An 11740-nucleotide genomic window follows, 5' to 3' on the forward strand; every position below is an offset into this window, starting at 1 on the left:
CCATAAACTCCCTTATAACTTCTCTAAGATTCGCTCCACTGAAACCTCATGACTGATACGGGCTTTCAGTTCGCTCACGGGCACACGAATCTGCTCGGTGGTGTCGCGGTAGCGAATCGTCACGGTATCGTCTTCGAGCGTCTGGTAATCGACAGCGATACAGAACGGCGTTCCGATCAGATCCTGGCGGGTATAGCGTTTGCCAATGGCGTCGCGCTCTTCCATAATCACCCGGAACTCCGATTTCAGTGATTTCACAATCTGCTCGGCTTTTTCGGGTAGGCCGTCTTTCCGCACGAGCGGGAACACAGCGGCTTTCACCGGTGCCAGTGCCGGGTGCAGCTTCAGGTACGTCCGCTCTTTCTGCTGCTCGCCCTCGCCGACGGTCTCTTTCGTAAAGGCATTGCAGAACGTTGCTAGGAAAAGCCGGTCGGCCCCCACCGACGTTTCCACCACGTAGGGGATGTAATTGCCGTAGGGTTTGCCCGTAGCGGGATCAACGACGTTGTCGAAGTACTGCTGTTTCTTTTTGCTCAGTTCCTGGTGCGCTTTCAGGTCGAAATCGGTACGCGAGTGAATACCTTCAATTTCGCGGAAGCCAAACGGGAACTTGTATTCGATATCGACGGCCGCGTTGGCGTAGTGCGCCAGTTTCTCGTGGTCGTGGAATTTCAGGCTGGCGGCGGGTAACCCAATCGCCTGATGAAACCGCATCCGGGTTTCTTTCCAGCTGTTGTACCACTCCATCTCGGTGCCAGGACGAACGAAATACTGCATCTCCATCTGCTCAAACTCGCGCATCCGGAAGGTGAACTGCCGCGCTACTATCTCGTTGCGGAACGCTTTACCAATCTGGGCAATCCCAAACGGAACGCGCATCCGGCCCGTTTTCTGCACATTCAGGAAGTTGACAAAAATACCCTGGGCCGTTTCGGGGCGGAGGTAGATCGTGCTGGCGTCTTCAGCCACCGAACCCACCTGCGTCGAGAACATCAGGTTAAACTGACGCACCTCGGTCCAGTTTTGCGTGCCGGAAATAGGGCATTTGATCCCCTCGGCGATGATGAGATTCCGAACCCCGTCAAGGTCTTCGGCACCGAGCAACCGGCCCATTTCTTCGAGCAGTGCTTTGCTACGGGCTTCGTCGCCGGCGTTGGCATATTCTTCGGCTTTCGCTTCCAGGAGTTGGTCGGCCCGGTAACGTTTTTTCGAATCGCGGTTATCGATCATCGGGTCGTTGAACGAATCCACGTGACCCGACGCCTTCCAGGTAAGCGGGTGCATGAAGATGGCCGCATCGATACCCACCACTTCGTCGTGAAGCTGGGTCATGGCCTTCCACCAGACCGTTTTGAGGTTGTTTTTCAGTTCGACGCCGTTCTGACCGTAGTCATACACGGCCTGGAGCCCATCGTAGATTTCGGAAGAAGGGAATACAAACCCATACTCTTTGGCGTGGGCAATGATGTCTTGTAGCGTGGTAGCCGGGGCGGCTGCTGGGTTGCTCGTCATAATGGCCGCAAAGATAGGAGTTCAGCGCATTAGAACGCTGAAAAGGGCAAGCCGACAGATGTGCCCAAAATTCATTTATTTTGTAGTCACGTACCCACCAACGCCTTAACTACCTCACCATGAAACGGCTGCTGCAAGAAATTGCCGATTACTTCGCCATTGGCTACAACGAAGCCCGGGGCGTTTTGCTTCTGCTCCTGCTCACCTTCTTCGTCCTGATCGGCGCCCTGTTTTACCGTCAGTTTTGGCCCGATACCATCCGCGACACAACCGCCGCCGATCAGCGCAAACTGGATAGTCTGGTCGCGCTGATGCGCACCGAAGGCGCCGCCGACGAACAGCGTTTCCGCAGTCAGCGCCAACAGGGCTATACCGCTCGCCGCGGTGACGACGCAACGACCGCCGAGCATTATCGGGAAGTGAAACCCTTTCCGTTTGACCCCAATACGGTCAGCGTGGCGGGTTGGCAACAGTTGGGGCTGCCCCGGTGGTTGGCTGAGCGCATCGACAAGTACAGGAGCAAAGGCGGGCGCTTTCGCAAAAAAGAAGACCTGCTGCGCATTTACGACTTTCCGCCCGAGGCGTACGAGCAACTGGAGGCGTACATCCAACTCCCTAACAACGTATCTGGCGAGGTCTCGACCGGCGGCGTGTCGTCGGGTCGGCAGGCTGCTTCGGACGTATCGGCTGATAACGTACCTGCGAACGTACCCAGCCCCTTGCCCACGACCACTTCCACCCGCGAGCGTTATACGAGACCGGTACCTCAACCATTCGACATCAACACGGCCGACAGCACCCAACTGATTGCACTGAAAGGCATCGGCTCAAAAATAGCCGCGCGCATTCTACGCCTCCGCGACGACATGGGTGGCTTCGTGTCGACCGCTCAATACGCCGAGATTTACGGCCTCGACTCGATCAATCTGGCGCAGCTCACAACCTATGCCCGCATCCAGTCACCGGTGCGCAAGACACCGATCAATACCGCTTCGGCCGCTGACCTGGACCGCTTTCCGTTCATATCGCGCCGACAAGCGGAGGTAATTGTCAACTACCGCAATCAGCACGGGGCCTATACATCGCCCGAATCACTCAAAGCGATTCGTATCCTCGACGCCCGTACTATCGAGCGCCTGACGCCGTATCTGGTCTTTTAGTGATCATTAATGACCCAACAAAAAGACCCTGCCGGTGAGAGCAGGGTCCAATAATCAAGTTACGGTACGATTGGTTTGGGTATTCGGTTACGCGTGACACTTGATTGGCGTAGTGATGGCCGGGTCCAAGTATCGGTTACTCTCTTTTTTCTGTTACGGTACTTACACAAAAATGGTTACGGCAGACGCGGAATCACTAATAAAAGCGCAAAACGGTTTTCTTCCTGGGCCAAAAGGTAGGTAACCCACTGGTCATGAACGCACCGATTGGCTTGTTAGCCAGCAGTTGATATTGCTTCTCAACTGAAGGTATGGTAGCAGTTGCCTGTTTACCAGCCTCCCGGTACAATTCGTCACCCAGCATTGACGACAGCAAAACGAATTGATCGATGTTCATAGTTATTGGTATCTCATTAGGTTATGCAAAGTTCTACAGACTTAGAAGACTATGCAAGACCCAGCCTAAATTGTTACTAAATTTTAATGTAAAAACTACTCAATTATTAATCAGATGCGCCGCTATAGTTACTGAAAACATGCCATTTGGTTCATAAGACGCCTAAATCGCGTCGAAGTAACGTTTTACAAGAATTAATTTTGCTTAACACCAACCTGCTGGGCAGCCCGTTGAGCCGGGAAATACGAGGTTAAAAAAGTAACTACGATGACTACAGCTCCCGTCAGTACGATGTCATTAGCCCGTACCCGCACCGGGTAAGCACTTACAATAGATGAAGGCGTTCCGAAGCCAACCAAGCCGTAGGTTTCCTGTAGATAACAAAGCAACAGACCCAGGGCCAAACCCACCACTGCCCCCGTGAGTGAGATAATCGCGCCTTCGGTCAGGAAGATGCGCCGGATAAGGGCTGGAGCCGCCCCCATCGCGTTCATAATGGTGATGTCCTGCTTCTTTTCGAGCGCCAGCATCGAGAGCGAAAAGAACGTATTGATACTGGCAATCAGAATGATGAAGGCGAGCGTGATACTCACAAATATTTTTTCGTAGCTGATGGCTCGGAATAGGTCGCGGTTCAATTCATCGCGCGTGCTAACGATCAGCGTCTGAGGCAGTTGCGTCTGAATCGCCTCTTTCACCGCCTGTTCGTCGGCGTCGGGCGTTAGTTGCATCTCCAGCGACGAATAATCGTCGGGGCCATACCCTAGCAGGTCGCGGGCGGCAGCCAGAGGAATCAACACAAGGTCATTATAATTGGAGGCTTCAATAAAAAACACGCCCGATACGCCCAGTTGCTGCTGCCGGAACGACTCGGGCGACAGCGACGAGAGGCGTTTGCCGCGCTCCGGGTAGAACAGTTCGAGCGGCGTCAGGATATCCTCGGGCGAGATCGTCAGCTCGTTACGCACGCCTTCGGCAATGATCGCAAAGTTGTAGCCGTTCTGCCGCAGCACTAACCGGCCTTCTACCAAAATCGAGTCGAGCTGATGGCGTTGCAGGTACGTGCTGTCGACGCCTTTGATGCGCACGACGGTTTGGCCATCGGCGTAGCGAGCCAGTGCATTATCAGCCGCAACCGTATTGAGTACTTGTACGCCCGGAACCCGCCGCAGGTTGGCGATGGTCGATGCCGGTAACGTAAACCGCTTCCCGGTGGTTGGCAACACCGACAGGTCCGACTCAAACGATTTGAAGATCTGCCGATTCAGCTCCTCCATCCCGTTGAATACCGATAGCACCACGACGAGCGCCATCGTGCCAACGCCTACGCCCAGCATGGCCAGAATGGAGAGGTAACTGATAAAACTCCGCTTACGCCGCGAGAAAAAGTACCGCCGCGCAATGAAAAAAGGAAGCGTCATGCGTGTGAATGTACAAGGGACGATGTACAATGAACAATGGATTCAGTAAACTCACCATTGTTCATTGTCATGATCTACTACTCATTACTCATCGTCTGTTGCGGGCGGGATAACCAGGCCGGCGAAGAGTTTATCCATCTTGTCGGCGTACTCGGCCGTATCGTCGATGTAAAACTGAAGGTCGGGGACAATGCGCAGCTGATGCCGCACACGCTCGCCCAGCAATTGCCGGATAGACCGGCCTTTCTCTTCGACGGCTTCCAGCAGTAGTTGTTTGTTTTTGGCCGCCAAAAAACTCAGGTAGACCCGGGCAATGCCGAGGTCGGGCGAGACCCGCACGTTGGTGACGGTAATGAACGCCCCGTTGAAGGCATGCGGCAACTCGCGCTGAAAAATTTCGCTCAGGTCTTTCTGTAGTTGGCGGGCTACCTTTTGCTGTCGTTTCGATTCCATAGGGCAAATATCCGTAATTTCGCTCTGCAATAGTTTTCAGTTTACAGTTTGTGCGTTTTCGGTGCGCCTATCAATCGATAGGTCACCGGCCAACAGCCCAACTGTAGACGCGTAAACTGAAAACGCTTTGTCAATTCAACTCATTTCTGCCTCCGTAAGTTGCTCAGCTTTTTTCGCTCATTCGCACCCTACCAATATATCAGCCTGCTGGTGGTGCTTTCGCTGATTCGGTTTCCCCTGTTGATTGCGCCCCCGCCTCTGCTCATTCCCGAACTGAACTGGATGCTGGTTGGCGAACAGATGCGGCAAGGTTACACGCTCTATCGTGACATCTGGGATAGCGTCAGTCCCTTTTCGGCGGGAGTCTATTGGCTGATCGACCTGGCCGTTGGGCGATCGCAGGGGACGTACTGGTTTCTGGCCACTGCCCTCTCCGTCTTCCAGATTGTTTATTTCAACTACGTCATGAATGCGCGCGAAATCTTTCCCGAGCGCTCGTTCTGGCCGGGTCTGATCTACGCCCTGTTTCTGAACCTCTCCTTCGACTGCACCACGCTCTCCCCCATGCTGCTGTCGACGACCTTTCTGCTGCTGGCATTTGGATCGCTGGTCAAACAGTTGGGGCGGCAGGGCGCTACCGACGAGGTATTCGAGATGGGCGTTTACGTGGGTATAGCTGCTTTGTTTTACCTACCCTCGGCGCTGTTTATCATCTGGGCTTCGTTTTCGCTGTTGTTCTTCACGGGAGCCACGCTGCGGCAGCACTCGCTCACCCTCTTTGGCTTCGCTTTCCCGATCCTGTTGGTGGTGCTGTATTATTACCTCAATAATACCCTCGACGACTTTAACCGCAACCTGCTTACGTCGGTGTTTCGGGTTCGGCAATATGACCTGAGCGATTTCAAGACACTCGTCGCATCGCTCATTGTGCCGCTCACGGTGGGCGTATTAGGCTTCCTGAGCCTATTTAACAGTGTTAACCGGTACGTCAACTTTCAGCAACGTACCCAGCAGATCATGCTACTGTGGGTCATCACGGCCGTGTTGACCATCCCGCTGATGCCGTTTCTGGCACCCATGCTCTTCCTGTCGTTTGTGCCACCGATGGCCTTTTTTGCGGTGCACTACTTTGCCAATGTGCGCCGGGTATGGCAGCGCGAATTGCTTTTTCTACTGGTCTTTATGCTGATGGTCGGTGTCTTTTATCAGGGAGCGCTGGGGTTGTTACCGGGCGTTGAAGTGGGGCGACTCAGTAGCCTGCGCGTGAAGTCGTCAACAATTCCGAGCCGGATTCAGAACCAGAAACTGCTGATCATTGACGAAGACATCAGCGGTTATCGGTACAACCGCCCCGCCACGCCTTACCTCAACTGGGATCTGGCCAAGTATGACCTCCGTAACCTCGACAGCTACGATGCCGTGATCAATGTATTCGATCATTTTCGGCAAGACCCACCCGATTTCATTGTCGACCGGCAACAGGTAGTGCCCAAACTGTTTGAGCGGGCCCCGGCGCTGGGCGCTCAATACAAACCGACCGAAACGGCTGGGATCTATGAACGAATCAAACGATAGCGGCGAAACCTGTCGACACGCGGCTACCATAGGCGCATTTTTAGGGTAACCGCTGCTTTTGCAAGCCGGGCTACGGTGATTTAATCGGTGGATAAAACTCAAATCCTGAAATTGGCGTTATACTCCTCCGGCAATGCCGGATTCGTACAACATAGCTATAGTTTATGGAACAATTGAATGCCCCTTCACCCGACACTACCCCTCAGGAAGTAAACACGGGCCCCGGCTCCAAAGAAGCAACACACCGTTCTGAGGCGCAGAGCACTACGCAGATTGAAAAAGAATTACCCAAACGCGACGAATTGCTGCTAACGCCTGACGAACAGCGCATCAAAGAAGCCTTTAAAGACCGGAACTGGAACGAAGTAAAGACGTCTGATTCGTGGGTTATTTTTAAAGTAATGGCCGAATTTGTGGAAGGCTTCGACAAGCTGGCCCAAATTGGTCCCTGTGTATCTATTTTCGGTTCAGCCCGTACTAAAGCCGACAATCCGTATTACACGATGGCCGAAGAAATTGCGGCCAAGCTGGTACGGCACGGCTATGGCGTGATCACCGGCGGTGGACCGGGGATCATGGAAGCCGGTAACAAAGGTGCCTTCGAACAGGGCGGTAAATCGGTCGGGCTGAACATCAAACTGCCGTTTGAGCAGCACAGCAACATTTATATCGACCCCGACAAGAACATCAATTTCGATTTCTTCTTTGTGCGGAAGGTGATGTTTGTGAAATACGCGCAGGGTTTTGTGGTTATGCCCGGCGGTATGGGTACGTTGGATGAGCTTTTCGAAGCCCTCACGCTGATTCAGACGAAAAAGATCGCCCGCTTCCCCATTGTACTGGTAGGCAAAGCCTATTGGCAGGGCCTTATTGACTGGATCATGCAGGTGATGCTCGGTCAGGAACGGAACATCAACCCGGAAGATATGAAACTCATCAGCCTGGTGGATACCCCCACCGAAGCCGTGAAAGTCATTGACGACTTCTACGACAAGTACCTGATGAAGCCCAACTTCTAATTTGCTCAACTTCATCACAACGCAAATTGTCTTATCAACAGAAAGGCTCGGTGTTGAACCGAGCCTTTCTGTTGATAAGACAATTTGCTGTTGATTGAAGCGCCAGAGTCTACCTGCATCCATCAGGTAACTTTTCTGACCTAAATCCTGAAGCCTAGCCAATACTATGTACCAAGGCTGTATGTGTATGTTTGCGCCGGACCGCCTTTTTCGTCTTTGACAATGACCTGAGCAATAATTCCTTTTTGCTGATCGACTGCGGCGGCTTCCTTGGCCAACCGAACCGCTTCTGACTGAGTCGGATGAAACTCGAAGAAAGGGAATCGCCTGTCACTATCCGTCAGCTGTATACCCCACTTCTGCATACTCGAAAACAATTCGACCGTATACACTTTCTGCCTCATAAGTATCTGCCTTTAAACTTAGCAGACGAAATTAGCGAACTATACTTACTTATTATATACCGGAAATAGTTTTAATAAAAGCTTAATTACCTAGTCTTTCTACGCACAACAGATTCTAAACCAAGTAGATTCGATTCATAACGGATGATCATATACGTACCAGCTACGCCCCGATAAGGGTTAGCACCAACGAGCGTGCCCCACCCCGATTCCGGTGTTCACAGAGGTAGATCCCCTGCCACGTACCCAGATTCAGTTGACCATTGGTAACGGGCACTGAGACGGAACTGCCCAACAGCGAGGCTTTCAGATGCGCGGGCATATCGTCGCTACCTTCGTAGTCGTGTTTGTAATACGGTGCGTTTTCGGGCACCATCTTGTTGAAATGCGCTTCGAAGTCGAGCCGCACCGTGTGGTCGGCGTTCTCGTTGATGGTAAGGCTCGCCGACGTATGCTGGATAAACACGTGCAGTAGACCCGCCCGCACATCGCGCAGGGCCGGCAACGCCCGCTCTACCTGCTCGGTAATCAGGTGAAAACCGCGCGGATAGGCGGGCAGCCGAAGCGTTGTCTGATGAACCATATAAACCTGCGGTCTGCCTTCCCTCAGTAGAAGAAGGGGAAGGTAATAGCCAGGTACGTTAGCCCCGAGCTGTTTCTGAACCGATTGTTACCGTCAACTTTATTCGTAACCGAAGTGGTATACTCCGTCGATAGCCATTGGTAACCCACTTTCACGGCCATTCGCTGGTTGATGTGCGCCCGGGCAAACACCTCCGTTGCCAGCGTACCGTAGCTGTTGTCGCCCAGCAATTGCAGGTTGACTCTTGATGGCTTGGCCGACTGATCAGCATAAGCACCCTGAAACGTGGTCATCAGGGTGTCGCTGCCAGCGGCGGTTTGGCCTCGGTAGTAAAATCCGTTTTGCGATAGGTAGCGCCCGGTCCGGGTACGTCCGATCGTCAGGCCTAGCAGGTCGGCACTGGCGCCAATTTCCAGAAACCGATAGCGAAACTGCGCCCGGATGCCAAAGTTGAACGATGTATTGGAAGCCGACGCCAGACGTAGGGTATCGATCTGGTTCAGTTTGTAGGGGGCACCAAGAGCGTAAATGCCTGTTCTACCCCGCGACAACTCCGCCGGTGCCGTGATGTAATCGATGTTGCTGGCGTAGTTGGTGCGGAAGGTAGCCGTCCAGCCAATTGCAAACGACTTGCTTTTGGTGATGTTGAGCAGTTGATAATAACTCAGCGACGGACTTACCTGATTGGTGCGAAAGCCCACGCCCACATCGAGGCCCGAGTTGATCCGGCTCGAAACCGGCCCCTGGTACTGGGCGATGCTGTGTGTAGTGATCAGACTGAAGAGGATGGCGGTGATTTGTTTCATGCACATAAAAAAGTCAGAGGCTCGCGAGAACCTCTGGCTTGGCTGTAGTTGACCGCAAAGATAAAGCGGATGACGTCAGAAATCGGGCCGTTAACTCACCGGCTCAAAGTTAGACGCCTGCTTTAAGGTCCGTTCGTTACCCGTTTCGGGGTCGTTGTAAGTGTAGTCACCCACTTCGATGCTCACCCGTTTCCCCTTCAGTTTGTTTGTATCCAGTTCGTCATCGGCGCTGACGTTGACCCCTGCCGCCTGGCATAAATTGAGAATAATGGGCATGCCCGCCGGAGAGCTGTAGAACCGCTGCGTCACGAAACCATCCTCGTTTTCCATACGACAGGCGAAAAAAGGAATACCCTTGTATTCGCTGGTTCCTTCGTCGATCTGCGTGATCTCGACCGTGTGGCGTCCATCCGTCAGAAACGGTTTATCGAGCCCTTCTTCGACTTTAATCTTCATCTGCGTTGAGTTTTGCGTTGTACATTTAGTAACGCAAACGCCCCCCGGTGTGTTAACCCACACACAAACCTGTTTCTGCCTTCGTTGCCTGACCGAGCATGTTTGGTCAGGGTAATCTAGCAAGCTTACTCAACGGGTTCTTTGTAGTTTATTTCAACGCATGAAACGCATCTGCCTGATTTACTGGCTCTTCATTTCTTTAGTTTATTCCGCGTCGGCGCAACAGCCAACGCGGGCAGTGCTGTATCGCTTTGTGATTACAGAAGTACCCACCAATACGCCCCATGACGCTACGCTTTATTTAACCGGTAATTTTACCAAGTGGAACTCGGCCCCGCCTGACTACCAGTTTAAAAAGCAACCCGACGGTACCTATCAGGTGTTTGTGCGCAGCGATCTGCCCCGCATCGAGTATAAGGTCACCCGCGGCGACTGGACCTCGGTAGAGGGGCGCGGTAACGGCAAGGTGCGGCCCAACCGGGTCTTGTTTCGCAACGAAGTCTCGCGGCAACCCCACGACGTCGACATTCGCATCCAGAGTTGGGAAGATCTGTCAGGTACGTTCGAGTTTTTCTCACTTTATGATCTGCTGCTGCTGTTTTCGGTGTTCCAGGGGCTGCTGCTGATCATCACCATTCCCAGCATTCAGAATTACAACCGCCCCGCCAACCGCTGGCTGGTCTTGTTGCTGGGCCTTACGTCGGTGCTGCTGCTGATGCGTTTCATCGGCACCAACCGCAATGTGGCGCAGGCCTACGCCAAGCTGCAACTCCTCCCCGACCTGCTGCTGTTTTTATACGCGCCCATCTTTTTCATTTACCTGCGTAAGCTGCTCTTCAACACAAACCGGCCCGCGGCGGGCTGGTGGCGGCATTTCCTGCCCGCCGTGTTGCAGGTGGCTATCTATATGCCGTTCCTGCTGACGGATAATAAGGAGTTGCAGCTAAAGATGGTGAACCACGACCCCTGGCTACAGGGTGTCTTTCTGGGCGTCGGTCTGCTGGGGTTGATTTACAATAGTATTTACTGGTGGCTCTGCCGCCGGGCCATTACTGCCTACCGGGAGCATTACCAGATGACTCAGTCGACCGAGCATCAGGTGCATTATCTGAATGCGGTACTGGCTTTGCAGGCGGTCTGTCTGGGGCTTTGGGCGTTCTTTTTCGTATTGGTGGGTGTGGGCAGCGCGGCCGACCTGGACATTCTCGAAATAGCCGGCACCAACGTCGATATTATCTGGCTGACGTTTTCGAGCATTATTTTCCTGCTGGGTTATTACGCCATCCACCAGCCCGAAATCTTCAAACTGCCCGACACGCAGCACCTGCCCCTGCTTGAGGAGACCACCGAGCCCGTTCAGGCTGTGGTTGAGGCGGCTGCCGAACCTGCCGACAACGTACCTGTACCTACGGCAACCAGCAAAGCCATCCCACCCGAAGCCACCGAAACCCTGCTGGAATTAAAGCAACAGGTCGATGCGTTTATGCGCCGCCACAAGCCATACACCAACCCCAACCTGACACTAGCAGAACTGGCTCTGCGAATGAAACTGCCCCCCCACGTGCTATCGAAAGTGATCAACGAAGGGTATCAGAAGAATTTTTTCGACTTCATTAACCAATTACGGATCGACGAACTGAAGACCCGGCTCAACGACCCCCGCTTCCGGTCCTACACGTTGCTAAGCATGGCCTTTGAAGTGGGCTTCAATTCGAAGACGGCCTTTAATCGATCGTTCAAGAAATTAACCAATCAGACGCCCAGCGAATACATGCATACCCATCCCGGCGGCGTTACCATAGTTGAAGAATAGACCACAAATCGCTCTTTCCGTGGAGGAACGGTGTTCCATATTCTTAAAACGGAACATAGTATTTTTTACACAACAAATTGACTATCAACACCCTATAACTAGATAAAAACATCAGCTGATATGAATAGCAGTCTGGTATAA

The 11740-nt window shown here is 53.0% G+C and carries 12 protein-coding genes; 4 read left to right on the forward strand and 8 right to left on the reverse strand.

The genetic code is table 11. From position 1 onward, the window contains the following. Positions 1-12: 12 nt before the first annotated feature. The gene (locus ACAW74_RS17330) at positions 13-1512 is read right to left on the reverse strand and encodes a glycine--tRNA ligase (RefSeq protein ID WP_370699475.1); all 1500 of its coding nucleotides are present in this window, start codon (positions 1510-1512) and stop codon (positions 13-15) included. 119 nt (positions 1513-1631) lie between these two features. On the opposite strand from ACAW74_RS17330, the gene ACAW74_RS17335 reads away from it, so the two are divergent. After that, entirely contained in the window at positions 1632-2672 is a 1041-nt protein-coding gene (locus tag ACAW74_RS17335) for a ComEA family DNA-binding protein (protein ID WP_370699476.1), read from the forward strand. A 196-nt stretch (positions 2673-2868) separates the two neighbouring features. On the opposite strand, the gene ACAW74_RS17340 is transcribed toward ACAW74_RS17335, so the two are convergent. The 3 genes from ACAW74_RS17340 to rbfA form a co-directional block, all read right to left on the reverse strand. After that, positions 2869-3069, reverse strand: a complete 201-nt coding sequence (locus ACAW74_RS17340; RefSeq protein ID WP_370699477.1) for a hypothetical protein — start codon at positions 3067-3069, stop codon at positions 2869-2871. A gap of 194 nt (positions 3070-3263) precedes the next feature. Continuing rightward, on the reverse strand, positions 3264-4490 hold the full coding sequence (locus ACAW74_RS17345; protein ID WP_370699478.1) for an ABC transporter permease: 1227 nt from the start codon (positions 4488-4490) through the stop codon (positions 3264-3266). 84 nt (positions 4491-4574) lie between these two features. Further along, entirely contained in the window at positions 4575-4943 is a 369-nt protein-coding gene (rbfA, locus tag ACAW74_RS17350; protein ID WP_370699479.1) for a 30S ribosome-binding factor RbfA, read from the reverse strand. A 159-nt stretch (positions 4944-5102) separates the two neighbouring features. Here rbfA and ACAW74_RS17355 point away from each other — a divergent pair, with 159 nt between their 5' ends. Beyond that, positions 5103-6518, forward strand: a complete 1416-nt coding sequence (locus ACAW74_RS17355; RefSeq protein ID WP_370699480.1) for a hypothetical protein — start codon at positions 5103-5105, stop codon at positions 6516-6518. Between the two features lie 164 nt (positions 6519-6682). After that, positions 6683-7537 carry an LOG family protein gene (locus ACAW74_RS17360; RefSeq protein ID WP_370699481.1) on the forward strand — a complete coding sequence of 285 codons (855 nt, stop codon included), beginning with the start codon at positions 6683-6685 and terminating at the stop codon, positions 7535-7537. A gap of 164 nt (positions 7538-7701) precedes the next feature. Here ACAW74_RS17360 and ACAW74_RS17365 read toward each other — a convergent pair whose 3' ends face one another. The 4 genes from ACAW74_RS17365 to ACAW74_RS17380 all read right to left on the reverse strand — a co-directional run bounded on the left by ACAW74_RS17365 (position 7702) and on the right by ACAW74_RS17380 (position 9786). Continuing rightward, entirely contained in the window at positions 7702-7941 is a 240-nt protein-coding gene (locus ACAW74_RS17365; RefSeq protein WP_370699482.1) for a hypothetical protein, read from the reverse strand. 163 nt (positions 7942-8104) lie between these two features. Beyond that, a complete protein-coding gene (locus tag ACAW74_RS17370) occupies positions 8105-8524 on the reverse strand; it encodes a secondary thiamine-phosphate synthase enzyme YjbQ (RefSeq protein ID WP_370699483.1) in 420 nt (139 codons plus the stop codon). A gap of 23 nt (positions 8525-8547) precedes the next feature. Then, the gene (locus ACAW74_RS17375) at positions 8548-9330 is read right to left on the reverse strand and encodes a hypothetical protein (RefSeq protein ID WP_370699484.1); all 783 of its coding nucleotides are present in this window, start codon (positions 9328-9330) and stop codon (positions 8548-8550) included. Between the two features lie 90 nt (positions 9331-9420). Beyond that, positions 9421-9786 carry a hypothetical protein gene (locus tag ACAW74_RS17380; protein ID WP_370699485.1) on the reverse strand — a complete coding sequence of 122 codons (366 nt, stop codon included), beginning with the start codon at positions 9784-9786 and terminating at the stop codon, positions 9421-9423. A 160-nt stretch (positions 9787-9946) separates the two neighbouring features. Between ACAW74_RS17380 and ACAW74_RS17385 the strand changes: the two genes are divergently transcribed. After that, positions 9947-11599: a helix-turn-helix domain-containing protein gene (locus ACAW74_RS17385; RefSeq protein ID WP_370699486.1), complete on the forward strand. Its 1653-nt coding sequence runs from the start codon at positions 9947-9949 to the stop codon at positions 11597-11599. The last annotated feature ends 141 nt before the right edge of the window (positions 11600-11740 follow it).

The organism is Fibrella musci (genome assembly GCF_041321105.1).
Taxonomy (GTDB): Bacteria; Bacteroidota; Bacteroidia; order Cytophagales; family Spirosomataceae; genus Fibrella; species Fibrella musci.

Excerpts from the sequence above, each read along its gene's own strand:
- ACAW74_RS17360 (WP_370699481.1), top strand. The coding sequence starts at position 6,683 with ATGGAACAATTGAATGCCCCTTCACCCGACACTACCCCTCAGGAAGTA.
- ACAW74_RS17385 (WP_370699486.1), top strand. The coding sequence starts at position 9,947 with ATGAAACGCATCTGCCTGATTTACTGGCTCTTCATTTCTTTAGTTTAT.
- ACAW74_RS17330 (WP_370699475.1), bottom strand. The coding sequence starts at position 1,512 with ATGACGAGCAACCCAGCAGCCGCCCCGGCTACCACGCTACAAGACATC.
- ACAW74_RS17380 (WP_370699485.1), bottom strand. The coding sequence starts at position 9,786 with ATGAAGATTAAAGTCGAAGAAGGGCTCGATAAACCGTTTCTGACGGAT.
- ACAW74_RS17335 (WP_370699476.1), top strand. The coding sequence starts at position 1,632 with ATGAAACGGCTGCTGCAAGAAATTGCCGATTACTTCGCCATTGGCTAC.
- rbfA (WP_370699479.1), bottom strand. The coding sequence starts at position 4,943 with ATGGAATCGAAACGACAGCAAAAGGTAGCCCGCCAACTACAGAAAGAC.
- ACAW74_RS17375 (WP_370699484.1), bottom strand. The coding sequence starts at position 9,330 with ATGAAACAAATCACCGCCATCCTCTTCAGTCTGATCACTACACACAGC.
- ACAW74_RS17345 (WP_370699478.1), bottom strand. The coding sequence starts at position 4,490 with ATGACGCTTCCTTTTTTCATTGCGCGGCGGTACTTTTTCTCGCGGCGT.
- ACAW74_RS17370 (WP_370699483.1), bottom strand. The coding sequence starts at position 8,524 with ATGGTTCATCAGACAACGCTTCGGCTGCCCGCCTATCCGCGCGGTTTT.
- ACAW74_RS17365 (WP_370699482.1), bottom strand. The coding sequence starts at position 7,941 with ATGAGGCAGAAAGTGTATACGGTCGAATTGTTTTCGAGTATGCAGAAG.
- ACAW74_RS17340 (WP_370699477.1), bottom strand. The coding sequence starts at position 3,069 with ATGAACATCGATCAATTCGTTTTGCTGTCGTCAATGCTGGGTGACGAA.